Below are 24,916 nucleotides of genomic sequence, written 5' to 3'. Positions count from 1 at the left end.
GGAGAGGGGACTCAAAGGCGGGTGCTGCGACGGGGGGAAAAGGACAACAAGGACGACGCCATGCATTTCGTGCTGCAACTCGTTTTCGCCGGCGTCTGCGTCGGCGCGGTCTACGCGCTCATCGCCATGGGGCTGTCGCTGACCTTCTGGACCACGCGGACGCTGAATTTCGGCCAGGGCTCGCTGCTGATGACCGCTTCGGTCGCGACGGTGGCGATGCTGGCGGCCGGGATGCCCGCGGCCCTCGCCGTGCCGCTGGGCATCCTGCTGGCCGGCGGGCTGATGGTGGTGGCGGAGCGGATCGCGATCCGCCCGCTGCTGAAATCCGGCGACAGCATGGGCTGGGTGGTCTCCACGCTGGGGCTCGGAATCTTCCTCCAGGGCTTCGTCTCCACCGTCTTCGGGTCGCAGGCCATCGCCTTCCCGTCGCTGGTCTTCGACAGCCTGGATTCGGTGGACATCGCCGGGGTCCAGGTGTCGTCGCAGTATCTCGCCGTTCTTGGCCTGTCGCTCACCCTGATGGTGGCAATGGAGCTGTTCCTGCGCCGCTCCGCCTGGGGCCGCGCGGTGCGGGCGGTGTCGCACGACGCCGACGCGGCGGCGCTGGCCGGCATCCCGGTGCGCCGGGTGATCGTGCTGTCCTTCGTCGCCAGCGGCGTGCTGGCCGGCATCGCCGGGGTGATGGTGGCGCAGATCACCGGCACCGTCGATCCCAGCTTCGGCTTCAACCTGATGGTGCTGGGCTTCGTCGCCGCGGTCTTCGGCGGCATGGGCAACACCGCGGGCGCCCTGGTCGGCGGCATCGCGCTCGGTGTCATCGAGAAGCTGGTCGGCGGCTACGTCTCCACCGCCGCCGAACACGGCATGGCCTTCGCCATCCTGATGGTGATCCTCGCCATCCGCCCGCAGGGCCTGTTCGGCCGCAAGGAATTCACGAAGGTGTAAGGGCCAGCGATGCGGAATCTCCTCTCCTTCCTCACCCGGACCCCGGTGGTCGCGGCCCTGCTGGTGGCGCTGGGCGTCGCGGCGGAGTTCGTCAGCGGCTCCACCGTGCAGATCTGGTCCTTCCTCCTCGTCAACGTCCTGCTGGCCCAGAGTATCAACCTGCTGACCGGCGTCGCCGGTCAGATCTCGCTGGGCCACGCCGGATTCCTCGGCATCGGCGCCTACGGCTCCGCCTTGCTGATGAAGAACTTCGGGCTTCCGCTGCCGCTGACCCTGCTGGCCGGCGCGGCGATGGGGGCGTTGAGCGGCTGGCTGCTGTCCTTCGCCGCCGGGCGGGTGCGCGAGTTCTACCTCGCCATGATGACGCTCGGCTTCGGCATGATCTTCTACGAGGTGGTGCGCGAGTGGACCTCGGTCACCGGCGGCATGATGGGGCTGAGCGGCGTGCCGTCGCCCGGCCTGCGGACGCTGACCCTGCTCGGCTGGTCCATCGGCCCGACCGCCTACTTCCAGATCATGCTGGCGGTGGTCGCGGGGGTGGTGTGGCTGCTGCGGAACTTCGTCACCAGCCCCTTCGGCCGTGCCTTCTTCGCCATCCATGTCAGCGAGGTCGCCGCCGGCAGCATCGGCGTGCCGCGCGCCCGCACCAAGCGCAACGCCTACATGCTCAGCGCCGCGCTGGCCGGTCTGGCGGGGGGCTTCTACGCCCATCTCGTCGGCTATCTCGGGCCGGAGACCTTCGGCCTGCACCGCTCGGTGGAGGTGCTGGTGATGGCGGTGGTCGGCGGGCTGGGCACGCTGGCCGGGCCGGTGCTGGGCGCAGTCGTCTTCACCTATCTGCCGGAGAAGCTCCAGATCTTCGCCGAGTACCAGTTCATGGTCTACGGCCTGATCCTGCTGCTGTCCTTCGTCCTGCTGCCGCGCGGTCTGGCCGGCCTGCTGCTGCCGCGCCCGCGCTTCGCCAAGGACGTGGCGCCGCTGCCCACCCCGCCGCCCGCTGCACCGAAACCATCGGCGAGCGGGCCGCTGCTGAGCGCGGAAGGGGTTTCCATCAGCTTCCTCGGGCTGCGGGCGCTCGACAACGCATCGGTCACCGTGGGGGCGGGGGAGATTCTCGGCCTCGTCGGGCCGAACGGCTCGGGCAAGAGCACGCTGGTCAACATCATCAGCGGCATCTACCGGCCGGGCGACGGTCGAGTGACCTTCGACGGCGCCGCCATCACCGGCCTGCCCGACCACGCGGTGGCCCGGCGGGGCGCGCTGCGCACCTTCCAGGACCCGCGGCTCGTCCCCGCCTTCACGGTGCGCGAGAACGTGCTGCTCGGCGGGCACCGCCTCTACCGGCAGAACCCGCTGGCGGCGGCGCTGAACCTGCCGGGCGCCCTGCGCGAGGACGCGGCGATGCTGGGCCGCGCCGACGCCATCATGGCCATGGCCGGCCTGTCGCATCTGGCCGACACGCCGGTGCGCGACCTGCCCTACGGCGACCAGCGGATGACCGAGCTGTCGCGCGTCATCCTCGCCGATCCGCGCCTCGTCATGCTCGACGAGCCGGCGGCGGGCCTGTCGGAGGTCGAACTGCAACGGCTGGGCGGGCTGGTCCGCCATCTGAAGGAACGGGGTGTCGGCGTGATCCTGATCGAGCACCACATGGATTTCCTCAACGAGCTGGTCGACCGCGTGGTCGTTCTGGACAGCGGGCGGGTCATCTATCAGGGCGGCATGGCCGGCATGTACCGTGACCCGGCGGTGGTCGCCGCCTATCTCGGCACCGAAACCCACCCGGGGGAGGCCATCCATGCCTGACCAGATCAATCCTGCGAGGGGCCTCGAAATCCACGGGCTGGAGGTCCGCTACGGACCGGTGGAGGCGGTGCGCGGCGTCACGCTGCGGGCCGAGCCGGGGACCATCACCGCCATCCTGGGCGCCAATGGGGCCGGCAAATCCTCGCTGATGAAGGCGATTTCCGGCTTGGTCCCGGCGACGGCTGGGCGCATCACGCTGGACGGCGACGACATCACGCGGCTGGCCCCGCACGAGCGGGCGCGGCGCGGCCTGTCGCACGCGCTGGAGGGGCGTCGGCTGTTCCACCGCATGACGGTGGAGGAGAATCTGAAGGTCGCCTGGGACTTCCGCAACCGCGGCGGCAACTTTCGCGCGGTGGCCGACCGCGTCTACGAGCAGTTCCCGATGCTGGCGCCGCGGCGGCAGACTCCGGCGGGCATGCTGTCGGGCGGCCAGCAGCAGATGGTGATCCTGTCGGCGGCGCTGATCCACGAGCCACGCTACCTGCTGCTCGACGAGCCGTCGCTCGGGCTGGCGCCGGTGATCGTGCAGCAGATCTTCGGCTTCATCGAGTCCGTCTGCCGCGAGCGCGGCACCACCATCCTGCTGTGCGAGCAGGTGGCGGCCATCGCCCTGCGCGTCGCCCATTCCGGCTGCGTGCTGCGGCGCGGGCAGGTGGTGCGCGGCGGTCCGGCGGCGGAGCTGGCCGCCGATCCGGCGCTGTCGGCGGCGTATCTGGGCGGGTGAGTGGGTGCTGCGCTTGCCCCCACCCCGGCCCTCCCCCGCTGACGCAGGGGAGGGAGAATGGTCCCCTCCCCTGCGTCAGCGGGGGAGGGCCGGGGTGGGGGCACGCGTGTCCAGACAAGAACGGGAGGGAACCACTATGCAGTCGGGTGTCTATGAGTTCCTGGCGCAGGACCGCGTCATCTACGGCCGCCCGGCGGCGGAGGCGGTGGCGGAAACCGTCGCCAAGCTGGGAAAACAGCGCGCGCTGATCGTGGCAAGCCGGACGCTGAGCCGAGGCACAGGCGTCGTCGCCGCCATCCGCGACGCGCTGGGCGCGCGTTGCGCCGGGGTCTTCGACTCCTGCGTCGAGCATGTGCCGCGCGCCTCCGTCCTGGCGCTGGCCGAGGAGGTGCGGCGGCTGGAGCCGGACCTGATCGTCACGGTCGGCGGCGGCACGCCGATGGACACGGTGAAGGTCGCCCTGGTCGCGCTGGCCGAGGGCATCACCGACACCGCTGGCTTCGACGCCGTGCGCATCCGCGTCGCCGAGGACGGGACCCGCATCGTCCCGGCGGTGAAGGACCCGCCGCTGCGCCAGATCATCGTGCCGACCACCCTGTCGGGTGCCGAATTCTCCAACCTGGGCGGCGCCACCGACCCCGACCGCCGGGTCAAGGACCTTTACACCGGGCGGTACATCGGCGGGCAGGTGGTCATCCTCGACCCCGCCGTGACCGTCCACACGCCGGAGCGGCTGTGGCTGTCCACCGGCATCCGCGCCGTCGACCACGCGGTGGAGACGGTCTGTTCGCGCAAGCCCCAGCCCTTCACCGACGCGACCTGCCTGCACGGGCTGGCGATGCTGGCGCGCTCCCTCCCCGCCAACCGGGAGAGGCCGGACGATCTCGACGCGCGGCTGGAAAGCCAGCTCGGCGTCTGGCTGGCCTCGACCGGCCTGGGTCGGGTGGAGTGGGGGGCCAGCCACGGCATCGGCCATCAGCTCGGCGCCGTCGCCAACGTGCCACACGGCCATTGCTCCTGCGTCATGCTGCCCAGCGTACTGCGCTGGAACCACCCGGTGAACGCCGACCGCCAACGGCTGGTGGCGCAGGCTCTGGGGCGGCAGGACGGCGACGCGGCGGCGGCGGTCGCCGATCTGGTGCGCGCCCTGGGACAGCCCGACAGCCTGCGGGCGGTCGGCGTGACGCGCGACCATTTCGCGGCCATCGCCGCCGGGGCCATGCAGAACATGATGGTCCGCAGCAACCCGCGCCCGGTCACCAAGGAGGACGATGTCCGGGAGATCCTCGAACTGGCCTGGTGATCCGCAGGCGCCACCACTCTGCGCCGCCACTCTGCAGCCCGAACGGCCCCGCCCCTCCCGGCGGGACCGTTTTGCGTTCGGGATGCGGAGGGGAGCAGCCGTGCAAAATGACTATGGGGGTATGCATTTCAAACAATGCCAAGGGCAGATAATTCGTTTGACCAACAATATCTGCGCACTCATAATCTTTATAGAAAATAAAATTCTCAATAGAGAACGGAGAGCGCGCCATGCTCACCGACGACCAGGACCGGGAGTCCTTCACCCTTTCAACGGCGTTCAACGCCGGCAAGCCGGTCGGCGCGGTGGTCAGCGCCTTCGCGATCCTGCGTTATCTGGCGGCGCAGGACGGGGCGGTGTCGAGCGCCCAGGTCGCCCGCGCGCTCGGCCTCAACCCGAGCACCTGCTTCAACATCCTGAAGACCCTGGCCGCCGAGCGAGTGGTCCAGTTCGAGGAGGTCGGCAAGGCCTACCGGCTGGGCGCCGGGCTGCTGGAGCTGGCGGGCAGCGCGCTCGATCAGGTCGGCTACACCCGGCTGCTCCATCCGGAGCTGGAACGGCTGGCCGCCGCGTGGCAGACGCCGATGACGGCGTGGCTGCGGGTCAGCGACCACCGCGTCATGCTGGTGGATCAGGCGGTGTCCAGTTCGGCCATCCAGATTCACATGCGGATCGGCCACCGGCTGCCGCTGCTGGTCGGCGCGCTCGGCCGCTGCATGGCGGCACACGCCGGCCTGCCGGTGGAGGAGATGCGGCGGCAATACGCCGCCGTCCGCCAGGACAACCCGCCGCCCTTCGAGCAATTCCTGGCCGAGGTGGAGGAGGCGCGGGCCGCCGGCTACGCGGTGGACCGCGACGGCTTCACGCGCGGCGTGACGACGGTGTCCAGCCCGATCCTCGACGCCGAGGGCCGGCCCTTCCTGGCCCTGTCGGCGGTCGGGCTGACCGCTCAGTTCTCCGACGAGCGGGCCGCGGCCATGGCCGGCGACCTGCGCGACACCACGCGGCGCATCGGGCGGCTGCTCGCCGGACCGGGCCGGGCCGCCGCCCCCCTTTCCCCACGGGAGACCACGCGCTGACCCCGGTGATCTCCGGAGCTGCCGACACCGCCGTCGGACGGCTGGACGGTAGCGGTTGCATGGCGCTCCACGCCGAAGCGGCGTCCGCGGCGCTGGCCGACGCCGGCCTGCGGGCGGACGAGGTGGACGGCGTGCTCTGCGCCTATTCGCTGGCCGAGCCGCATCTGATGCTGTCGTCGGTCTTCAACGAGTATTTCGGCATCGCGCCGTCCTACAGCGCCGCCGTCCAGGCCGGCGGGGCGACCGCCTGCGCGCTGGTGATGCAGGCGGCGGCGCTGGTGCGGGCGGGCATCTGCCGCAACGTCCTGGCCGTCTGCGCCGACAACCGCCTGACCGGGCTGGGGCGCAGCGGCGCCGTCGCCGCGCTGGCCGAGGTCGGCCACCCGCAGTTCGAGCGCCCCTACGGCATGTCGATCCCCGCGGCCTACGCGCTGGTCGCCCGGCGCTGCATGTTCGAGCGCGGCGTCACGGCGGAGCATCTCGCCGCCATCTCCGTTACCCAGCGCGGTCACGCGCGCCGCCACCCCAAGGCCCAGGCCCGCGACCCGCTGACCATGGAGCAGGCGCTGTCCGCCCGCATGATCGCCGACCCGCTGCGGCTGTACGACTGCTGCCTCGTCTCGGACGGTGGCGCCGCCCTGGTGATCAGCGCCGCCGACGCGGCGGCCGATCATACGGACCGCGCGGTGTCGATCCTCGGCTACGGCCAGATGAACACGCACGAGCACGCCTTCGCCATGCCCTCGCTGACCGATTTCGGTTGCCGGCAGTCGGCGGCGCAGGCCTTCGCCATGGCCGGGCTGACCCCGGCGGACATCGACGTGGCCGAGATCTACGACAGCTTCACCATCACCCTGCTGGCCGAGCTGGAATCCATCGGCTTCTTCCCGAAGGGGGAGGCCGGTCCGGCGATCCTCGACGGCGCTCTGGAGCTGGACGGGGTCCTGCCCTGCAACACCCACGGCGGGCTGCTGTCCTACGGCCATTCGGGGGCGGCGGGCGGCATGTTCCACATCGTCGAGGCGGTGCGGCAATTGCGCGGCGAGGCCGAGGCCCGGCAGGTGGCGGGGGCGGAAACCGCCTTCGTCCATGGCGACGGCGGCATCCTGTCCGCCCACTGCTCGCTGATCCTGGGGAGGGCCTGACGATGACCGCGACCGATCCATCAGCCAAAGATCCAATGGCCGCAAAGCCCGTTCCGCTGGTCACCGCCGACACCCGCACCTTCTGGGACGCCTGCGCGGAGGGGGCGCTGACCTTTCAGCGCTGCGCCGCCTGCGGCCACGTCCAGTTTCCGCCGCGGCCCTTCTGCACCGCGTGCCGGGCCGCAGGGCCGGGGACGGAGCGGTCCGCCGGGCTCGGCACCATCCACAGCTTCACCATCGTCCACCGGGCGCCGACCGCGGCCTTCAAGGCGGACACGCCCTACGTCCTGGCGCTGGTCGACTTCGACGAGGGCTTCCGCCTGATGGTCAATCTGCGCGGTGGACCGCCGTCGGACGCCCGCATCGGCTTGCGCGTCCGCGTCCTGTTCGAGCCGCTGGCCGGCGGCGGCGCGCTGCCGCAGGTCCGGCCCCTGGTGGAGTGAACCCAACCCTTCGGGAGGGACCATCCATGCATCTGTTCGACACGCTCCGGGAGGGCGCCGCCTTCGGCGCCGAGGAGCTTCACCTGTCCGACGCGCTGATGGAGCGCTGGACCAGCCTCTACCCCGACGACCCGCCGGACGGGCGGATGCCCGCCGGGATGATCGCGGTGGCGACCATGCGGGCCTATTCCAGCCTCGTCGTGCCGCGCCCGCCGGGGAACATCCACGGCTCCCAGCGTTACGAGATGCTGCGCCGCCCGGCGGTCGGGGAGCGCTTGACCACCCGCATCGCCTGCGCCGGAAAGGAGCTGAAGCGCGACCGCCGCTGGGTCCATTTCGACACCGAGACCGTAGGGGAAGACGGGACCCCCTGTTTCCGCGGCCGCATGACCATCCTGTGGGCGGCCTGACCATGGCGGACGGGACGACCACCATCGACCGCCTGACCCCGGTCACCAAGCGGATCGACCGCGCGGCGATCCGGCTCTACGCCGAGCTGACCGACGATTTCAACCCGATCCACGTCGATCCCGACTTCGCGGCGACGACGCCGATGAAGGGCATCATCGCCCACGGCCTGCTGTCGGTGAACCTGCTCTGGCAGGCGGTCCGCCGCAGCCTGGGCGAGGCGGCGGTGTCCGACGCGACGCTCGACATCCGCTTCCTGCGCCCGGTGCGCGAGGACGACGTGGTGACCGCGGGCGGCCAGCGCCGCGCCGACGGCGACGGCTACGACGTCTGGATCGACAACCAGCATGGGGAAACGGTGATCGCCGGACGCATGCTGCACGGGGCGGGGAGGGCGGCGTCATGACCGGCACGCTTCTCGTCCGCGACGACGGCGACCTGCGGCGCATCACCCTGAACCGCCCCGCGAAGATCAACGCGCTCGACACCGCGACCCTGCGGGCGCTGGCCGAGGCCGTGGACGGCGCTCCCGCCGCCGGAATAGCGCTGGTGGCGATCGATGGCGCCGGGCCGCGCGGCTTCTGCGCCGGTGGCGATGTGGCCGAGATGAGCCGCGGTGCCGAGACCTTCGCCGCCCAGGAGGAGGCGCTGCGGGCGGCGATGCAGGCGCTGCACGGCTCGGCGGTTCCGGTGATCAGCGTGATCCACGGCCGGACGCTGGGGGCCGGCTGCATCGTGGCGTGCCTCAGCGACCTCGTGCTGGGGGCCGACGATGTGCAGTTCGGCTTTCCCGAGATGCGCTTCGGCCTCTACCCGGCCTTCGTCCACGCCGCCCTGACGGAACGGCTGCCGGCGGCGCTGGCCTTCCAGATCCTGGCGGGGGGCCGAATGATGGACGCGGCGCAGGCCTACGGCTTCGGCTTCCTGACGGAGATCCTGCCCGCCGACGGCTTCGCCGAGACGGCGGAGGCGCGCATCGCCTACTACCGCGACCGGCTGGACGCCCTGGCGGCGGGCCGGCGCATCCTGCGGATGGAGAACCGCCCGTCGATGGCGGAGAAGACCGCGCGGCTGGCCCCGCTGCTGGCCGAGAACCACGCGGCGCCGTCCGTCCGGCGGCTGCTGTCCGGGCTGTCTTTTGCCCGCTGATTTCTTTCGAAACGGCAACGAGTCCCGCCAACGGGACCGCGTCACCCCCGAACAACGGATTCCTGGGAGGGAACGATGTCGAAACGCACCCTGTTCGCCGCGCTCGTGCTGACCAGCGCGCTCACCGGCGGCGCCGCCCTGGCCGCCGATCCGGCGGTCTACAAGATCGGCGGCATCTTCGCGATGACCGGCGCCTCGCCCCATTACGGCAAGGTGATGAGCGCCGGGGCGCAGCTCGCGGTGGACGAGATCAACGCCCAGGGGGGCATCGACGGCGTCAAGCTGCAGCTGGTCATCGAGGACCACAAGAGCGGCAGCGCCCAGGCCGCGGTCGCCGGCATGAACCGGCTGATCGACGTCGAGGGGGTGAAGGCGGTGCTGCCCTCCTTCTCCACGGTGACGCTGGCCACCATGCCCATCGGCGACCAGAAGAAGGTGATGATGATCAACGGCGGCGGGGTCAGCGCCCAGACGGTCGGCACCTCTCCCTACATGTTCAACATCCGCTCCATGGCGTCGGATCTGGCTGCCGGCATCGCCCATCGCGCGGCGGAGCAGGGGGCCAAGAAGCTCGCCCAGATCGCCATCAAGTCGGAGTTCGGCGACGCCACCATCGCCGCCACCACCAAAGCGTGGGAGGGCATGGGGCTGAAGATGGTCGCCGCCGAGCAGTTCCAGGCCGACGCCGCCAACATCGACACCCAGGTCGCCAAGCTGCGCGCCTCCCAGCCCGACGCCATCGCCAACTGGCCGACCACGCCGCAGGCCGGGCTGGCGGTGAAGCGCATGCGCGAACTGGGCATGAAGCAGCCGGTCTACTGCATGGAATGGACCGCCGAGGACACCAAGGTCGCCGGCAAGCACGCCGAGGGGGTGGAGGTCGTCACCGACTACTTCGCCGCCACCGACGAGAATCCCTGGTCCAAGCGCTTCGCCGACGCCTACAAGGCGAAGTTCGGCGAGATGCCGGACTTCTACGCCGCCAACTATTACGAGGGCGTCTACGTCATCGCCGAGCTGATCCGGCGGGCGAAGGCCAAGGGCGGCGATTATTACAGCGGCGAGCGTCTGGTGCAGGCGCTGTGGGAGAATCCGACCTTCGACAGCGTCTACGGCAAGACGCTGACCTTCCGCAAGAACGGCGTGGCGCAGAAGCCGGTGGCGGTGTTCCGCCTGGAGAACGGCGAACAGAAGTTCGTGAAGTTCACCTCAGGCGAATGATCGCGGTTCCAATGCAGTAGACCCTCTCCCCTTCGCTCACGCGCAAACGAAGTTTGCGCTGACGCGACAGGCGGACCTTCGGTCCGCCGAAAGCGGGGAGAGGGGAGGGTGAGGGGGTTGCGCTTTTGCCGGACGCTCCGACACGCGCATCCCCCTCACCCCAACCCTCTCCCCGGAGGGGAGAGGGGGACATAGACAGGAGCGCCATTCCATGGATCTGCTCATCCAACTGGCCCTGAACGGTCTGTTCAACGGCGCGCATTTCGCCCTGCTGGCGATGGGTTTCGCGTTGATCTTCGGGACGACCGGCGTCGTGCATTTCGCCTACGGGCCGGTCTATGCGGTCGGCGCCTACGCCATCTGGGCGCTGGCGGCGCTGGTCGGGCTGCCCTTCTGGGCGGCGGTGCTGGTGGGCGTCGCCTTCACCGCGGCGCTCGGCGTCGGCTGCTACCTGTTCATCTACCGCCCGTTCGAGATCAGCGGCAGCCCGCCCTTTGTCGTTCTGGTCGCCTCGCTCGGTCTGTTCATCGTCATGAAGAACCTGATCGGCATCGTCTTCGGCACCGGCGTCAAGACGGTGGACAGCGTCGCCTACAACGTGCATTTCGTCGGCAACGCCTTCTTCACCACGGTGCAGGTGGGACAGGTGGCGGCGGCGCTGCTGGTCGGTTGCGGCATCGCGCTGTTCCTGCGGGCCAGCCGCTACGGCAAGGCCATCCGCGCCATGGCCGACAACCGCGAGATGGCCACGGTCATCGGCATCGACACCACGCGGCTGTCCATCCTGGTCTTCGCGCTGGGCTCGGCGGTGTCGGCAGTGGCCGGGGCGCTGGTCCTGCTGCGCGACGGGCTGAACCCCAACATGGGCTTCGGCGCGGTGTTCGTCGCCTTCGTCGCGGTGATCGTCGGCGGGGTGGGATCGCTGCGCGGGGCGGTCATCGCCGCTTTCCTGCTGGCCTTCGTGCAGAGTCTGGGCATGTGGCAGATCCCCACCGAGTGGCAGAACACCATCGTCTTCGTGGTGCTGTTCGGGTTCCTGCTCGCCCGCCCCTCCGGCATCGTCCGCCGGGCGTGAGGAGAGGGACACAGCCATGGAATATCTCGCCCACATCCTCGTCATGGTCTGCCTCTACGGCATCCTGGCGACCTCCTTCAACCTGCTGATCGGCTTCGGCGGCATCTTCGCCCTGGCGCACGCCACCTTCTATGCCAGCGGGGCCTACGCCGCCGGCATACTGGCGACGAAGCTCGGCATCGGTTTTCCCCTGACCCTGCTGGTCGGGGTGGTGGTGACCGCCGGCATCGGCCTGCTGGTCGCCTTTCCCGCCATGCGGGTGGGCAGCCACTATCTGGTCGTCATCACACTGGCGCTGCAGGCCATCACCATCGACGTGCTGATGAACAGCAAGCCGGTGACCGGCGGGCCGGACGGCATCGCCGGCATTCCCCCGGTGTCGCTGTTCGGCACGGCGCTGACCAGCCCGGTGACCTTCCTGCCGCTGGCCGCGGTGATGGCGGCGCTGTGCTGCGCGGTCGCCTGGAGGCTTGGCGCCTCACCCTTCGGACGCTCCCTGCGCGCCATGCGGGAGAACGAGGCGGCGGCCCAGGCGGTCGGCAAGAACCTCGTCCGGATGAAGCTGGTGGTCTTCGCGATGTCGGCGGGGCTGGCCTCGGTCGCAGGATCTCTGGTCGCCCACTACATCGCCTTCGTCAATCCGGAATCCTTCACCATCGAGGAGACCATCCTCATCCTCGCCATGGTGATCCTGGGCGGCATGGGCAATTTGTGGGGCTCGCTGGCCGGGGCGGCGATCCTGGTGCTGCTGCCGGAGGGGCTGAAGTTCGTTCATGTGCCGGGCGACATCGCCGACATGGTGCGGCAGGTGATCTACGGCGTCGTGCTGATCGTCATCCTGCGCCTGCGCCCGGAGGGGCTGTTCCCCGAGACGGTGTTCCGCACCCCGACCGGGGCCGCGCGGTCCAGCGTTCCCGCCAACGGCCCACTCATGGGCGCGCTGGAGCGCGCTGGTGGCACGCCGGGGGAGGTGGTGGTCTCCGCGACCTCGCTGTCCAAGCATTTTGGCGGCATCCAGGCGGTCAAGGACCTGACCATCGACCTGAAGCGCGGCGAGATCGTCGGGCTGATCGGTCCTAACGGCGCCGGCAAGACGACCGCCTTCAACCTGCTGTCCGGCTTCCTGCGCCCGACCGGCGGCACCATCCTATACCGGGGCCGCGACGTGACGACGCTGAAGCCGCACGAGGTGGTGGCCGCCGGGCTGGCCCGCTCCTTCCAGGACCTGAAACTCTTCACCAAGCTGACGGTGGTGGAGAACATCCTGGTCTCGCTGCCCGCGCAGCCGGGCGACCGCCCGCTGGACGTCTACTTCCGCCCCGGCCTCGTCCGCCGGGCCGACCGCGAGAACGTCGCCCGCGCGCTGGAGATCGCCTCCTTCGTCGGACTGCTCGCCAAGGCCGACGAGACCGCCGCCAACCTGTCCTACGCCGAGGAGAAGCTGCTGGTCATCGCCCGGCTGTTGGCGACCGGGGCCGACGTGCTGCTGCTCGACGAGCCGCTGTCCGGTCTCGACACCGTGACGGTGGAGCGCATCTGCGGGGTGATCCGCGACCTCGCCCGCGCCAACAAGGCCGTCTGCATCATCGAGCACAATCTGGAGGTCATCCGCGGCGTCTGCGACGAGATCGTCTTCATCGACGAGGGCCGCGTGCTGACCAAGGGACCGCCGGACACGCTGATGCGCGACCGCGAACTGGCCGAGAGGTATTTCGGATGACCGAGATTCACACCATGCCGATCGCCGAACCCATCCTGGAGGTGCGCGGCCTCAGCGCCGGCTATGGCAAGCGGGCGGTGGTCCACGAGGTGGACCTGACCGTGCGGGCCGGCGAAATTCGCGTGCTGCTGGGCCACAACGGGGCCGGCAAGACGACGCTGGTGCGCTCCGTCTTCGGGTTGCTGCGGCCGTCCGCCGGGACCGTCCGCTACCGGGGGGAGGACATCACCCGGCGGCGCTGCGCCGACAACGTGAAGGCGGGGATCGCGCTGGTCCCGCAGGGGCACGGCATCTTCCGCAGCCTGACCGTGCGCGAGAATTTGGAGCTTGGCGCCTATACGGCGCAGGACCCGGCGGAAATCCGGGCGAACCGCGACGCGGTGATGGACCTGTTCCCGATCCTGCGCGAACGCGCCGGCCAGATCGCCGGCACCATGTCGGGCGGGCAGCAGCAGATGCTGGCGATGGGCATGGCGCTGATGCACCGGCCCGACGTGATGATCCTCGACGAACCGTCGATCGGCCTCGCCCCCAACCTCGTCCAGCGCGTCATGGAGGCCATCGCCGAGGTCAACCGGGCGCTGCGCATGGCCGTGCTGATGGTCGAGCAGAACGTCGTCCACGCCCTGCCCATCGCGCAGAGCGTCACCGTGCTGCGCACCGGCCGCAAGATTTACGAGGGCCCGCCCGAGCCGCTGGGCGACCGCCAATACCTGATGACCCTTTTCTGAAGAATTCCGCACAGAAGGACGAAATCATGGCCCGTCAGAAGATGCTGATCGTGGGTGCGCTGGGGACCGTCGGCCGCCCGATGCTGGAGCATTTCGAAGCCTCCCCGGAGTGGGACGTCTGCGGCGTGTCGCGCCGCACCCCGGATTTCGAGACCACCGCCGAATGGGCCGCCGTCGATCTGCGCGACCCCGACGATTGCCGCAAGCTGCGCGAGATCAAGGGCGTCACCAACATTTGCTACACCGCCGTCTACGAGAAGCCCGACGTGACGCGCGGCTGGTCGGAATGGGATCATGTCGAGACCAACCTCGCCATGCTGAAGAACGTGGTGGAGAATGTCGAGGCGGTGTCGCCCAACCTGCGTCATATCACGCTGCTGCAGGGCACCAAGGCCTATGGCGGCCATCTCGGCCCCTTCCGCCAGCCGGCGCGCGAGAGCGACCAGCGCTACATGCGCCCGAATTTCTACTACGACCAGCAGGACTGGATCAGCGAACGGCAGCAGGGCAAGGAATGGAGCTGGAGCGTGCTGCGCCCGCAGATCGTCTGCGGCCTCGCGGTCGGCAGCCCGCTGAACATCATCACCGCCATCGGCGTCTTCGCCGCGGTGTCGCGCGAATACGGCCTGCCGCTGCGCTTCCCCGGAGGCGCGTCGCGCATCGGCGAGGCAACCGACGCCCGGCTGATCGCAAAGGCTGCCGAATGGGCCGGCACCAGCCCGCAATGCGCCAACCAGGTCTTCAACATCGCCAACGGCGACGTCTATGTCTGGGAGAACGTGTTCCCCAAGGTGGCGGAGCTGTTCCGCATGGAGCTGGAGCCGGCGCAGCCCTTCTCGCTGGCCCGCATCATGCCGCAGAACGAGCCGATCTGGGACCGCGTCGTCGCGAAGCACGGTCTCAAGCCCTACAAATACACCGAGGTCGTGCCGTCCTGGCAGTTCGCCGACTTCCTGTTCGGCTACGGCCAGCGCCCCAACCCGCACCACATGAGCACGATCAAGGCCCGCAAGCTGGGCTTCCACGACTGCGTGGACAGCGAGGAGATGTTCGTCGAGCTCCTCCAGGAACTCCAGAAGCGCCGCATCCTGCCGGAATGAGAGAGGCCCGCCGCATGACCATCACGCGCAAAATCCACGGCGTTCCGGTGCAATGGGAAACCCTGCCGGCGCTGGTCGCCGCTCGCGCGGCGCAGCACGGGGACGCGCCCCGGCTGACCGTCGCCGGACGGGCGATGAGCTACCGGGAGCTGGACGGGGAGTCCAGCCGCGTGGCCGCCAACCTGCACCGGCTGGGGGTGCGCCGGGGCGACCGGGTCGCCTGCTTCCTGCGCAACGCGCCGGAGCATCTGCTGACCTGGGTCGCCGCCGGCAAGCTGGGGGCAATCTGGGTGCCGCTGAACGCGGGTCTGGTGGGGGAGGATCTCGTCCACACCCTGACCAACGCCACGCCCACCGTCCTGGTGGTGGATGGGGAACTGGCGGAGCGGGTCGAGGCGGTCGCGGACCGGCTGCCCCGCATGCGCGTCTACACGGTGGAGGACGGCGAGGAGAGGGGAGGCGGTCGCTTCCCGCCCTTCGCCGAGCTACTGGAGCCGGGGCATCCGCTGCCGGTGGTGGCGGTGTCCGGCGGCGATCCGGCGGTCATCATCTACACCGGCGGCACCACCGGCCTGCCCAAGGGCGCCCTGCTGCCGCATTTCGCCTGGATCGCGGCGGGGATGCGCTACGTCGAGGCGTTCGAGACGCGGCCGGACGACGTCCATTACTCGATCCTGACGCTGTTCCACGTCGACGGCCTGATGCTCGGCGTGATGGGGCCGATGGTCGCCGACATCCCCGCGGTGATCGACCGCCGTTTCAGCGGCAGCAACTTCTGGTCGCGGGCGCGGGAGAGCGGGGCGACCATCGTCGATCTCATCGGCACCATGATCACCGTGCTGGCCGAACAGCCGGAGAGCCCGGCCGACCGGGACCACCGGGTGCGCGTCTCGCTGGGGGTGACGGGCCAGATCCCGCCCGCCGTGGCCGACCGTTTCGTGGAGCGGTTCGGCGTCGGCTTCGTCAACGTCTACTCGCTGACCGAGACCGGCGGCGTGCTGATCGTCAACAACCGGATGGACTCGCCGAAGCCGCGCGCCAACGGACTGACCCACGGCTGGGCGGAGGTGACCATCCTGGACGAGGACGACCAGCCGGTGCCGCCGGGCGTCACCGGCCAGATCGCCCTGCGCCCCCGTTACCCGCACATCTTCATGTCGGGCTATTTCAACGCGCCGGAACGCACGCTGGAATGCCTGTCGAATTTGTGGCTGCACACCGGGGACCTCGGCCATCTGGACGCGGACGGCTATCTGCATTTCACGGGCCGTCAGGCCCATTGGCTGCGCCGCCGCGGCGAGAACGTCTCGGCCTATGAGGTGGAAAGCGTGCTCAGCCAGTGTCCGGGTGTGCGCGAGGTCGTGGTGGTCGGCACGCCGTCCGAGAAGGGGGAAGAGGACGTGAAGGCCTTCGTCATCCGCGAACCGGGCAGCGGCGTGGAGCCGGCCGCCATCGCCGCGTGGTGCGAGGGCCGCATGGCCGCCTTCAAGATCCCCCGCTTCATCGCCTTCGTGGAGAGCTTCCCCCGCTCCGTGACGAAGCGCGAAGTGGAGCGTCACAAGCTGCGCGCGTTGCCGAACGACGGAATCTGGGACCGCGAGGCGGTGACCTCGGGGCCAGGTCCTATCTCTAAAGTTCCGGTCGCCAAAGGCCCCGTCGTCAACGGGCTGGCGGGTTAGCAGGACGAGGCCACCGTCTTGTGATGGGCTTGGCGCGCTTCGGGAAGCGGGGTCTGCACCGATCCACCGATGTGGGGCCCCAGCCGGTCAAGCGGGTGCCTCGGTGGATCGCACGTCCTGCCTTGCAGCCCGCCGCATCGCCTGGGGCGGCTGGCCGAAGGCGCGCAGAAAGGCGCGCCGCATGCGCTCCGGATCGGCAAAGCCGCTCTCGCGGGCGATGACCTCGACCGGGTGCCGCGTCTGCTCCAGCATCAGACGCGCGCTTTCCAGCCGCAATTGCTCCACCGCCTTGGCCGGGGACTGCCCGGTCTCGGCGCGGAAGGCGCGGCTGAACTGACGGGGGCTCAAGGCGGCGGCCCCCGCCAACTCCTCCACCGACAGCGGATTCTTCAGGTTCTGCCGCGCGTAGGTCAGCGCCGCCTCGATGCGGTCGGACTTCGCCGCCATCTCCAGCAGCTCCGAATGCTGGGTCTGGCCGCCGCCGCGGCGATGATACATGACCAGCTTGCGGGCGACCGACCTCGCAATATCGTTGCCGAGATCCTTCTCCACCATCGCCAGAGCCAGATCGACGCCCGCGGTCATGCCGGCGGAACTCCAGACCGGCCCATCGATGATGAAGATGCGGTCCTCCTCCACCTGGATGGCCGGAAACCGCGTCCCCAACTCGCGCGCCAGAAGCCAGTGGGTGGTGGCGCGCCGCCCGTTCAGCACACCGGATTCGGCGAGCACGAACGCGCCGGTGCAGATCGCGCCCAGGCGCCGCACGGCGGGCAGGCGGCCGGAGATCCAGGCGCGCAGCCCGTCACTCGGCCGGGGCACCTCCACACCGCCGCCCACCAGCACCGTGTCGAAGTCCTGTCCGGCGAAGGACTCGCTGTCCACCGCCATTCCGGTGGAACTGCGCACCGCCCCTCCATGCTCCGAGACGGTGACCAGTTCATAGATCTGTTCGCCCGCACAGATGTTGGCGAACTCGAACACCGAACCCGCGGCCAGGCTCATCATCTGGAAGCCCGGGTAGATGACGAAGCCGATGCGCATAGCGGAATCCTCTCGCGGCTGAAAAGGAGGGATATACGACATTCAGGCCAAGCGCCAAGTGTTTTAAACATGTCCTCACCCCGGGCGGCAACGACGCGGCCCGCAGACAGGACACAGACCCATGAGCCTTTCCCCTCTCGGCACCGCGCTCGTCACCGGCGCGTCCTCCGGCATCGGCGCAATCTACGCCAACCGTCTGGCCGACCGCGGCCACGATCTGATCCTGGTGGCCCGCAACCGTGGCAAGCTCGCCGGCCTCGCGGCGCAGATCGCCGACCGCACCGGCCGCTCCGTCGAGGTCGTCGCCGCCGACCTGGGCGACAAGGCCGACCGGCGCGCGGTGGAGACGGTGCTGGCGACCGACGCCAGCATCACCACGCTGGTCAACAACGCCGGAATCGGCGCGACGGCCCCTCTGCTCTCGGCCGACGTCGATGCCATGGAGCGGATGATCGACCTCGACGTGACGGCGCTGATGCGGCTGACCTACGCGGCCGCGCCGGCCTTCGTGGCGCGCGGACGCGGCACGATTGTCAACATCGCCTCCATCGTCGCGATCGGGCCGGAAATCCTTAACGGCGTCTATGGCGGGGCCAAGGCCTTCGTCCTGGCGCTGACCCAATCGCTGCACCACGAGCTGGCCGCCAAGGGACTGCGGATCCAGGCGGTGCTTCCCGGCGCCACGGCCACCGATTTCTGGGGGACCGCCGGCACGCCGGTGGAGCATCTGCCGGGCGAGATCGTCATGCCCGCCGACGCCATGGTCGATGCGGCGCTGGCCGGGCTCGACGCGGGCGAACTGGTGACCATCCCGGCCCTTCCGGATGCCGCCCAGTGGCACGCCTACGAGGCCGCCCGTCAGGCGATGCTGCCCAACCTGTCCCGCAGCGAACCCGCCGCGCGCTACCGCGTCGCGCCGTTCTCCGCCTGACCCCCTGCCGCCGTCCGAGGGCGGTCGGCTCGCTGCTGCCGCCCGCCTTCCTGACGTTCGGCACCTTCACCGGCCTGTCGGAGCCGATCGCCCTCGCGCTCAATCGTCACGCCGTCCGGTGATCATCCTCCCAAGGGAAGGTCAGAGACCACGGCGCGCCAGCGCCCCCTGCGGACGGTCGACGCCACGGGGTGCCGCACGGAGGCGGCGCCAGGCCAACAGCGCGAACAGGGCGCCGGTCGCCAGGGCGGACAGGTCGATGCCGGCCACACCCCACAGCCCGCGCGCAAGCGTCACCCCGAGATGGGCCTCGCTGGTCAGGGCATTCATCAGCGGCAGAGCGGTCCACAGCAGAGCCGCCGTCGCCAGCTGCTCGCCCCAGGCCCGCTGGGCACCGCGCAGCGCCGGGTGCAGGGCCGCCAGAAACCACGCGGCGAAGAAAGCGACGGCCTCCAAGGTCTCCCGACCGGCCAGACCAGCGGGCAGCAGCCGGTTGGCCCAGAAATAGGCGGCGATGGCGATGGGCAGCCCGACCATCACCGCCAGATTGGCGCCGTCGGCCAGCCGCAGGCCGAAGGACGGGGTGGCCTCCCGCTTGCGCCGCTTGATGATCCAGTAGACCTGCCCGGTGCCGATCATCGCGGTGCCGGCCAGCCCGCACAGGATCATCGCCAGCCGCAGCGGCGTGTCGGCGAAGCGCATCATGTGCAGGCCGTAGGCGCCGGCCCGCGTCGCGGCGGCCCCGCCCGTCCCCTCCCAGACCGTGCGCACCGCGCCGGTCGTGCCGTCGAACAGGATGGCTTCCGCCGTGATCACCACCCGGTCGGAGTCGGTGCGCTTGAGAAGGATGGTGGCGGCGTCGTCGCCCGGGTTGTCGATGACGATCCATCCCGGCCGCCCACCGTCCCACTGCCGCTCCGCCTCCGCCAGCAGCGGCGCGATGGCGGTCAGGGGGGCGGCCCGTCCCGCGGGGGCCGGCGGCACCGGTTCGGCGTAAACGGCGGTGTTGAATGCGGCCGGCCGGTCACCGAAGGCCGCCTGCAGGCCCCAGGGCATGTAGAGTATCATCAACGGCACCAGCCCGGTCACGGTGATCAGCGCGTGGTAGGGAAGCACGATGATGCCCAGGGCGTTGTGCACGTCCATCCACAGCCGCGTGCGCGAGCGGTTGGGGCGGAAGGCGAAGAAATCCCAGAAGACCCGCCGGTGGATCACGAAGCCGGTGATCAGCGCCACCAGCAGGGCCACCCCGGCGGCGCCGATCAGATAGCGCCCGACCAGGCCGGGAACGCGCAGGTCGAAGTGGAAGTAATAGAGGAAATCGCCGCCGAAGGTCGCCCGCGCCTGCAAGGGGCGCCCGTCCGCCGGCTCCAGCGCCAGCTTGCGGAAGGCAGGCTGTATCCCCGGCGGGTTGTAGACATAGACCTGGGTCGCGGTCCGCCGCTCGTCCGGCAGCGTGATCAGCCAGCGGCGGGCCTGCGGAGCCTCGCGCGACAGGGTGGTGATCGCCGCCGCCGCCGCGTCGGGGCTGTTGGTCGCTTCGACCCGCTCGGGCTGCATCCAGCGGGTGATCTCGAAGCGGGCATAAGCGGTGGTTCCGGTCAGGAAGACGCAGAACAGCAGCCAGCCGACCACCAGCCCGCCCCAATTGTGCAGCCACGTCATCGACAGGCGAAAACTGCCGTTCATACCCCGGTTCCCGTCATGCTTTTCAACAGTGAGACCGCCGCCCAGAGTGCCGCCGTCAGGCCGGCGGTCCAGGCAAGGGCGCGCAGGGCGCTGGCCGCGGCGAACACCATCACCACGGTCAGGACGCAGGGCAGCAGCGCCGCCATGGTGGCGGTCAGCACCGCCTCCGCCCGGTCCTGCACGGCCGGCAGCGCCAGGGACAGCGCCGCCGCCGTTCCCGCCGCCAGGGCGTAGCCGCCGCCGACGGCGGTCACGACCCGCAGCGCGATCTCGGTCTTTCGCGTCACCAGGAATACTTCAGCGAGCCGATCACGGTGCGGCGCAGGCCGTAGTAGCAGTTGGTCGCCCGCGAGCAGGCCGCGACATACTCCTTGTCGAAGAGGTTGCTGGCGTTGATCGCCGCCTGAATGCCCTGAAGCTGCGGGTTCAGATAGGACAGGTCGTAGCGCAGGGCGGCGTCGACCAGCGTGTGGGCCGGCACCTTGAAGCTGTTGGCCGGATCGCCGTAGGTGAAGCCGACGTAGCGCAGGCCGAGCCCGCCGCCCAGGCCGGCCAGCGGGCCGTCCTGCACCGTGTAGTCGCCCCAGGCCGAGGCCGAATGGGTCGGCACGGCGACCGGCCGCTTGCCGCGGTCGGCGCCGTTGCTCTTCGTCACCTCGGCGTCGAGGAAGGTGTAGCTGGCCACCGCGTTCAGTCCGGCGGCGAGGCTGACACGCGCCTCCGCCTCGAAGCCGCGGGAACGGACCTCGCCGGTCTGGATGTTGTAGTTGGTGTGCAGCGGGTCGGCGGTGGTGACGTTCTGCTGGGTGATGGTGAAGGCCGACAGGGTGAACAGGCTGCCGGAGCCCGGCGGCTCGTATTTCAGACCGGCCTCGTACTGCTGGCCGGTGGTCGGCTCGAACGGGTTGCCGAAGAAATCGCTGCCGGAGGTCGGCTCGAAGGATTCCGAATAGCTGGCGTAGGGCGCCAAGCCATTGTCGAACAGATAGAGTGCGCCGACGCGGCCGGTGAAGGCGTCGTCCTGCTGCGACGTCCGCCCCTGGTTCAGCCGGTTGCGCTGCTGCGTCTCGGCCCAGTCCTTGCGCCCGCCCAGCAGGACGGCGAGCCCGCCCCACTTGATCTGGTCCTGGGCGTAGATGCCGGTCTGGGTGATGCGGGTGGCGGTGCTCTGGTAGATCGGCGGGGTGGCGATCGGCAGCCCGTAGACCGGGTTGAACAGGTCGAGGTTCGGCGCCGCCGCCTGCCCACGCAGCGTGTCGCTCCTCAGCCGCTGGTGGTCGACGCCGGCCAGCATGGTGTGGCGCAGCGGGCCGGTGTCGACGGTCACCTGGAGCTGGTTGTCGATGGTCAGGTCGTGGGCGCGCTCGCGGGCCGAGAAGGTGGTGCGCCGCGTGGTGCGCAGGTCGGGCAGCAGGCCGGACGCGTAGACCTGCTTGAGGTCGAGGTCGTTGTGCAGGTAGCGGGCGTTTTGCCGCACCGTCCAGCGCTCGTCGAACCGGTGTTCGAAGCGATAGCCGACGCTCATGGTCTTGCGGTCCCAGGTGTTGAAGTTGGGATCGCCCGTGAAGAGCTTGGTCGGCAGCGTGCCGTTGGGGTTGGGCAGCACGGTGCCCTGGGCCGGCAGGTAGTTCAGCGGCGAATCGTCGTAATTGTCGCGCTGGTAGAGGCCGATCAGGGTCAGGCTGGTGTCGTCGGTCGGCCGGATGGTCACGGTCGGGGCGGCGGCCAGCCGGCGGCGCTCCGCGATGTCGGTCTGGGTGTCGGTGTCCAGCGCGACGCCGGCGAACCGGTAGGAGAGCCGACCGTCGCCGGTCACGTCGCCGCCGACGTCCAGCGCGGCCTGCTTGCGGCCCTGGTTGCCGGCCTGCAGCAGGATTTCATGCCGAGCGTCGGGGGAGGGCTGCTTGGTCACCATGTTGACCAGACCGCCGGGGCTGGTCTGGCCGAACAGCACCGAGGCCGGGCCCTTCAGCACCTCGACCCGCTCGAACAGGTACGGGTCGATGCCGGAGGTCAGGAAGCCGCTGCCCTTCAGCCGCAGCCCGTCGAGATATTCGTTGAAGGACACGCCGGTGGTGCCGTTGCCGCCGAAGCCGCGCACCGAGATGCCGTCGCCGCCGAAGGAGGAGGAGCCGCCGTTGCGGGCGGTTGTGACGCCGGAGGTGTAGTTCAGGACGTCGGCCAGACTCCGCACCGCCTGGGCGTCCATCTGGTCGCGGGTGACGACGGAGATCGACTGCGGCGTTTCCAGGATCGGCGTGTCGGTCTTGGTGGCGGTGGCGCTCTGGCGGGCGGCGTAGCCCATGACCGGGCCGGTCGCCCGCTCGCGCGTGCCTTCGACGGTCACCGGGTCCAGCACCGTCTCGCCGGTCTGCGGCCGCGACAGCACGGCGCGGCCGGGGCCGGTCATCTGGTACGACACGCCGGTGCCGGACAGCAGGCGGCGCAGCGCCTCGTCGGCGCTCATGGTTCCCGACACGCCGGGCGAGGACAGGCCGCGCGCCACCTCGGCCGGGAAGCCGACCTCCCATCCGCTGACCGTGCTGAAGGCGTTGAGGGCCGTGACCAGCCCCTGCGGGGCGATGTCGAACCGCTGCCCCGCCGTTTGTCCTCCCATCTGACCGGAGGCCTGGGCCACCTGCCCGCCAGCCACCTGCCCGCCGCTCTTCGCCGGCGCCGCCAGGGCGATGCTTCCCGACGCGCCCCCCGCCATGCCCAATCCGGTCACCGCCGACGACAGCAGCACCGCCCGCAGCAGGGCCGTCCCCCGACGCCCCCGTGCACCCTTATCCGTGATCCCCGCACCCATCGTAACGCTTTCCCCATGATCGCGACGTCTCAACCGGCCGGACCGGCGCCGCTAATTGCAATTGCGACGCATTCCTAAAAGCCGTGTCGACCTGACGTTCGGGGATCGCGAAAAGCAGAAATTTTTTTCGGGGCTTGGCGCGGGTGGAGGGGAAAACCGGCGGATCAGGGGCGCGGGCGCAGGATCAGCAGGGCGTCGGACAGCCGCAGGGTCTCGGCCCGCACCAGCCCGGCCAGGGCCGTCGCCGTCCGCACCGGATCGTCCAGCCGGTAATTCCCGGTGATCCGCCGGTCGGCAAGGGAATCGGGAACCACGATCAGGCCCGGATAATAGCGGTCCAGCTCCTCCAGAACCTCGCGCAGGGGGCGGTCCTCGAAGACCAGCCGGCCATCGACCCAGCCGAGCGCCGCCGACAGGTCGGCGGGATGCCCGGCGCCGACTCCCGACGCGGTGACCACCACCTCCTCGCCCGCGCGCAGGCGGACGGCGGGACCGTCGGGACGCGCCACGTCCACGGTGCCGTGGCGCACCGTCACCGTCACCCGGTTGTCCAGATAACGGACGGCGAAGGCGGTGCCGACCACGGTCACGACGGCGGAACCGGCGGAGACCCGGAAGGGACGGGCGGGGTCGGGCGTTACCTCGAAGAAGGCGGCCCCGCGCAGCAACCGGGTCCGCCGCTCGCTGCCCACGATGTCGGTGGCCAGCGCCGTGCCGGTGTCCATCAGCACCTGCGATCCGTCGGCCAGCATCACACGCTCCTGAACGCCGGTTACGGTGCGATGATCGGCCTGCAGACGCAACGGCAGGTCGGCGGCCCAGCCCAGCCCGACCGCCACCGTCACCGCCGCCGCCCACGCCATTGTGCGCCGTCGCACCGGATGGCGGAGCTGGGCGCGCGATCGGGTTCGGTCGCGGGCAGACGCTCCGGCGGTGGGCCAGCGAATCGTTTCCGGCGGTTTGGGCGCCGGTGCGTGGGGTTCCGGCACAACGTCCGGAGCCGCGGTTGCCACCAGCGCGTCGGTCAGGAGCGGCGAGGCCCACATGGCCTGCGCCAGGTCCCAGGCGCGGGCATTGCGGGGGTGGGCGGCGCACCAGGCGGCGCAGGCTTGGCGGCACTCCTCGTCCGCGTCCTCCGCCTGCAGACGGATGAACCAGTCGAGCGCCTGCTCCAGCGGCAGGGAGGGGTCGGTGTCGTCAGGCATGGGACCCGCGTGTGGTGCCGTCACGGTCTTTCACCTTGTAAGACGTTCGAGCCGGCGGAAACCCGCAACCCTTCACGATCGGGCCGGCCTTCACGATCAAGCCGGGCGAAAACCTCCAGGCAGGCGAGCAGGGCGGTCTTCAGGTCCTTTTGCACCGTGCTGACCGAGACGTCGAGCCGTTCGGCGATCTGCGCGTGGGACAAGCCCTCCATCCGGTTCAGCAGAAGGATGCGGCGCTGCCGCTCGCTCAAAGCCGCCAGCGCGGTCTCCATGCGGGCCAGCCGCTGGCGGTCGCCGGCCTCGGTTTCCGGGGAGGGCAGGGGGGCGGCGACCGCCTCCAGGCCCTCGGGGGTGATGTCCTGAGTCACGACGACGGCGTTCCGGCGCTCCCGCCGCAAATGGTCGAGGGCCAGATTGCGCGCCGTCTGGAACAGGAAAGGCGCCGGATAATCCACCGGCCGGTCGCGTTCCGCCGCCCGCACCTTGAGATAGGCCTCCTGTGCCAGATCCTCGGCAGTGGCGGCGCTGCCGACCATGCGGGCCAACAGCCGGACAAGAGCCCCACGGTGTCCGATGAAAACGGCGTCGAGCGTCGGCTTGGCGGTGTCAACCATGCGCCACCAAGCCAGGAACCGGTGCCTTCGTGCGATGCTGATCGGGCATGGCCAGCCCCGTTCCTCCACAGACAACCGGCTTGGCCACGCCAT

23 protein-coding genes are annotated in these 24,916 nt (G+C 70.1%); 17 read left to right on the top strand and 6 right to left on the bottom strand.

Annotated elements, in window-relative coordinates:
* Positions 1-60 precede the first annotated feature (60 nt).
* The 16 genes from H1Q64_RS25170 (at position 61) to H1Q64_RS25095 (ending at position 16,531) form a co-directional block, all read left to right on the top strand.
* Positions 61-945: a branched-chain amino acid ABC transporter permease gene (locus H1Q64_RS25170; RefSeq protein ID WP_237906603.1), complete on the top strand. Its 885-nt coding sequence runs from the start codon at positions 61-63 to the stop codon at positions 943-945.
* Between the two features lie 9 nt (positions 946-954).
* Positions 955-2,751 carry an ABC transporter permease subunit gene (locus tag H1Q64_RS25165; RefSeq protein WP_237906602.1) on the top strand — a complete coding sequence of 599 codons (1,797 nt, stop codon included), beginning with the start codon at positions 955-957 and terminating at the stop codon, positions 2,749-2,751.
* Entirely contained in the window at positions 2,744-3,478 is a 735-nt protein-coding gene (locus H1Q64_RS25160) for an ABC transporter ATP-binding protein (RefSeq protein ID WP_237906601.1), read from the top strand. Before H1Q64_RS25165 ends, H1Q64_RS25160 begins: the two co-directional genes overlap by 8 nt.
* Positions 3,479-3,614: 136 nt before the next feature.
* A complete protein-coding gene (locus H1Q64_RS25155) occupies positions 3,615-4,781 on the top strand; it encodes an iron-containing alcohol dehydrogenase (RefSeq protein WP_237906600.1) in 1,167 nt (388 codons plus the stop codon).
* A 230-nt stretch (positions 4,782-5,011) separates the two neighbouring features.
* Positions 5,012-5,860, top strand: coding sequence for an IclR family transcriptional regulator (locus tag H1Q64_RS25150; RefSeq protein WP_237906599.1), 849 nt, complete (start codon positions 5,012-5,014; stop codon positions 5,858-5,860).
* A 59-nt stretch (positions 5,861-5,919) separates the two neighbouring features.
* Positions 5,920-7,005 carry a thiolase family protein gene (locus H1Q64_RS25145; protein ID WP_237907193.1) on the top strand — a complete coding sequence of 362 codons (1,086 nt, stop codon included), beginning with the start codon at positions 5,920-5,922 and terminating at the stop codon, positions 7,003-7,005.
* A gap of 35 nt (positions 7,006-7,040) precedes the next feature.
* Positions 7,041-7,448, top strand: a complete 408-nt coding sequence (locus tag H1Q64_RS25140) for a Zn-ribbon domain-containing OB-fold protein (protein ID WP_237906598.1) — start codon at positions 7,041-7,043, stop codon at positions 7,446-7,448.
* Between the two features lie 26 nt (positions 7,449-7,474).
* On the top strand, positions 7,475-7,858 hold the full coding sequence (locus tag H1Q64_RS25135) for a MaoC family dehydratase (RefSeq protein WP_014198889.1): 384 nt from the start codon (positions 7,475-7,477) through the stop codon (positions 7,856-7,858).
* 2 nt (positions 7,859-7,860) lie between these two features.
* Positions 7,861-8,262, top strand: a complete 402-nt coding sequence (locus H1Q64_RS25130; RefSeq protein WP_237906597.1) for a MaoC family dehydratase — start codon at positions 7,861-7,863, stop codon at positions 8,260-8,262.
* Positions 8,259-9,005: an enoyl-CoA hydratase/isomerase family protein gene (locus H1Q64_RS25125; RefSeq protein WP_237906596.1), complete on the top strand. Its 747-nt coding sequence runs from the start codon at positions 8,259-8,261 to the stop codon at positions 9,003-9,005. Before H1Q64_RS25130 ends, H1Q64_RS25125 begins: the two co-directional genes overlap by 4 nt.
* 75 nt (positions 9,006-9,080) lie before the next feature.
* The gene (locus H1Q64_RS25120; protein ID WP_237906595.1) at positions 9,081-10,226 is read left to right on the top strand and encodes an ABC transporter substrate-binding protein; all 1,146 of its coding nucleotides are present in this window, start codon (positions 9,081-9,083) and stop codon (positions 10,224-10,226) included.
* A 211-nt stretch (positions 10,227-10,437) separates the two neighbouring features.
* A complete protein-coding gene (locus tag H1Q64_RS25115; RefSeq protein WP_237906594.1) occupies positions 10,438-11,301 on the top strand; it encodes a branched-chain amino acid ABC transporter permease in 864 nt (287 codons plus the stop codon).
* Between the two features lie 16 nt (positions 11,302-11,317).
* Positions 11,318-13,021, top strand: a complete 1,704-nt coding sequence (locus H1Q64_RS25110; protein ID WP_237906593.1) for an ABC transporter permease subunit — start codon at positions 11,318-11,320, stop codon at positions 13,019-13,021.
* Positions 13,018-13,752, top strand: a complete 735-nt coding sequence (locus H1Q64_RS25105) for an ABC transporter ATP-binding protein (RefSeq protein WP_237906592.1) — start codon at positions 13,018-13,020, stop codon at positions 13,750-13,752. The genes H1Q64_RS25110 and H1Q64_RS25105 overlap by 4 nt, the downstream gene beginning before the upstream one ends.
* A gap of 26 nt (positions 13,753-13,778) precedes the next feature.
* A complete protein-coding gene (locus H1Q64_RS25100) occupies positions 13,779-14,852 on the top strand; it encodes an SDR family oxidoreductase (protein ID WP_237906591.1) in 1,074 nt (357 codons plus the stop codon).
* A 14-nt stretch (positions 14,853-14,866) separates the two neighbouring features.
* Positions 14,867-16,531 (top strand): AMP-binding protein, encoded by a 1,665-nt coding sequence (locus H1Q64_RS25095; protein ID WP_237906590.1) that lies wholly within the window; start codon positions 14,867-14,869, stop codon positions 16,529-16,531.
* 87 nt (positions 16,532-16,618) lie between these two features.
* On the opposite strand, the gene H1Q64_RS25090 is transcribed toward H1Q64_RS25095, so the two are convergent.
* Positions 16,619-17,575 carry a GlxA family transcriptional regulator gene (locus H1Q64_RS25090; RefSeq protein WP_237906589.1) on the bottom strand — a complete coding sequence of 319 codons (957 nt, stop codon included), beginning with the start codon at positions 17,573-17,575 and terminating at the stop codon, positions 16,619-16,621.
* A gap of 121 nt (positions 17,576-17,696) precedes the next feature.
* Here H1Q64_RS25090 and H1Q64_RS25085 point away from each other — a divergent pair, with 121 nt between their 5' ends.
* The gene (locus H1Q64_RS25085; RefSeq protein ID WP_237906588.1) at positions 17,697-18,506 is read left to right on the top strand and encodes an SDR family NAD(P)-dependent oxidoreductase; all 810 of its coding nucleotides are present in this window, start codon (positions 17,697-17,699) and stop codon (positions 18,504-18,506) included.
* 141 nt (positions 18,507-18,647) lie between these two features.
* On the opposite strand, the gene H1Q64_RS25080 is transcribed toward H1Q64_RS25085, so the two are convergent.
* From H1Q64_RS25080 to H1Q64_RS25060, 5 genes are all read right to left on the bottom strand, one after another.
* Positions 18,648-20,195, bottom strand: a complete 1,548-nt coding sequence (locus H1Q64_RS25080) for a PepSY-associated TM helix domain-containing protein (RefSeq protein ID WP_237906587.1) — start codon at positions 20,193-20,195, stop codon at positions 18,648-18,650.
* Entirely contained in the window at positions 20,192-20,482 is a 291-nt protein-coding gene (locus H1Q64_RS25075; RefSeq protein WP_237906586.1) for a hypothetical protein, read from the bottom strand. Before H1Q64_RS25075 ends, H1Q64_RS25080 begins: the two co-directional genes overlap by 4 nt.
* Complete coding sequence (locus H1Q64_RS25070) at positions 20,479-23,004, bottom strand: TonB-dependent siderophore receptor (RefSeq protein ID WP_237906585.1); 2,526 nt, start codon at positions 23,002-23,004, stop codon at positions 20,479-20,481. Before H1Q64_RS25070 ends, H1Q64_RS25075 begins: the two co-directional genes overlap by 4 nt.
* A 164-nt stretch (positions 23,005-23,168) precedes the next feature.
* Positions 23,169-24,209: a FecR family protein gene (locus tag H1Q64_RS25065; RefSeq protein WP_237906584.1), complete on the bottom strand. Its 1,041-nt coding sequence runs from the start codon at positions 24,207-24,209 to the stop codon at positions 23,169-23,171.
* 20 nt (positions 24,210-24,229) lie between these two features.
* Positions 24,230-24,823 (bottom strand): RNA polymerase sigma factor, encoded by a 594-nt coding sequence (locus H1Q64_RS25060; RefSeq protein WP_237906583.1) that lies wholly within the window; start codon positions 24,821-24,823, stop codon positions 24,230-24,232.
* Positions 24,824-24,916: the final 93 nt, after the last annotated feature.

Source organism: Azospirillum brasilense (genome assembly GCF_022023855.1).
GTDB lineage: Bacteria > Pseudomonadota > Alphaproteobacteria > Azospirillales > Azospirillaceae > Azospirillum > Azospirillum brasilense_F.
This window is presented reverse-complemented; position numbering and strand designations above follow the sequence as displayed.

Bases quoted from the DNA above. Each gene is read 5' to 3' on its own strand.
- H1Q64_RS25060 (WP_237906583.1), bottom strand. From the start codon at position 24,823: ATGGTTGACACCGCCAAGCCGACGCTCGACGCCGTTTTCATCGGACAC.
- H1Q64_RS25105 (WP_237906592.1), top strand. From the start codon at position 13,018: ATGACCGAGATTCACACCATGCCGATCGCCGAACCCATCCTGGAGGTG.
- H1Q64_RS25130 (WP_237906597.1), top strand. From the start codon at position 7,861: ATGGCGGACGGGACGACCACCATCGACCGCCTGACCCCGGTCACCAAG.
- H1Q64_RS25120 (WP_237906595.1), top strand. From the start codon at position 9,081: ATGTCGAAACGCACCCTGTTCGCCGCGCTCGTGCTGACCAGCGCGCTC.
- H1Q64_RS25125 (WP_237906596.1), top strand. From the start codon at position 8,259: ATGACCGGCACGCTTCTCGTCCGCGACGACGGCGACCTGCGGCGCATC.
- H1Q64_RS25080 (WP_237906587.1), bottom strand. From the start codon at position 20,195: ATGAACGGCAGTTTTCGCCTGTCGATGACGTGGCTGCACAATTGGGGC.
- H1Q64_RS25150 (WP_237906599.1), top strand. From the start codon at position 5,012: ATGCTCACCGACGACCAGGACCGGGAGTCCTTCACCCTTTCAACGGCG.
- H1Q64_RS25065 (WP_237906584.1), bottom strand. From the start codon at position 24,209: ATGCCTGACGACACCGACCCCTCCCTGCCGCTGGAGCAGGCGCTCGAC.
- H1Q64_RS25115 (WP_237906594.1), top strand. From the start codon at position 10,438: ATGGATCTGCTCATCCAACTGGCCCTGAACGGTCTGTTCAACGGCGCG.
- H1Q64_RS25085 (WP_237906588.1), top strand. From the start codon at position 17,697: ATGAGCCTTTCCCCTCTCGGCACCGCGCTCGTCACCGGCGCGTCCTCC.
- H1Q64_RS25140 (WP_237906598.1), top strand. From the start codon at position 7,041: ATGGCCGCAAAGCCCGTTCCGCTGGTCACCGCCGACACCCGCACCTTC.
- H1Q64_RS25090 (WP_237906589.1), bottom strand. From the start codon at position 17,575: ATGCGCATCGGCTTCGTCATCTACCCGGGCTTCCAGATGATGAGCCTG.
- H1Q64_RS25135 (WP_014198889.1), top strand. From the start codon at position 7,475: ATGCATCTGTTCGACACGCTCCGGGAGGGCGCCGCCTTCGGCGCCGAG.
- H1Q64_RS25110 (WP_237906593.1), top strand. From the start codon at position 11,318: ATGGAATATCTCGCCCACATCCTCGTCATGGTCTGCCTCTACGGCATC.
- H1Q64_RS25165 (WP_237906602.1), top strand. From the start codon at position 955: ATGCGGAATCTCCTCTCCTTCCTCACCCGGACCCCGGTGGTCGCGGCC.
- H1Q64_RS25070 (WP_237906585.1), bottom strand. From the start codon at position 23,004: ATGGGTGCGGGGATCACGGATAAGGGTGCACGGGGGCGTCGGGGGACG.
- H1Q64_RS25095 (WP_237906590.1), top strand. From the start codon at position 14,867: ATGACCATCACGCGCAAAATCCACGGCGTTCCGGTGCAATGGGAAACC.
- H1Q64_RS25100 (WP_237906591.1), top strand. From the start codon at position 13,779: ATGGCCCGTCAGAAGATGCTGATCGTGGGTGCGCTGGGGACCGTCGGC.
- H1Q64_RS25155 (WP_237906600.1), top strand. From the start codon at position 3,615: ATGCAGTCGGGTGTCTATGAGTTCCTGGCGCAGGACCGCGTCATCTAC.
- H1Q64_RS25170 (WP_237906603.1), top strand. From the start codon at position 61: ATGCATTTCGTGCTGCAACTCGTTTTCGCCGGCGTCTGCGTCGGCGCG.
- H1Q64_RS25145 (WP_237907193.1), top strand. From the start codon at position 5,920: ATGGCGCTCCACGCCGAAGCGGCGTCCGCGGCGCTGGCCGACGCCGGC.
- H1Q64_RS25160 (WP_237906601.1), top strand. From the start codon at position 2,744: ATGCCTGACCAGATCAATCCTGCGAGGGGCCTCGAAATCCACGGGCTG.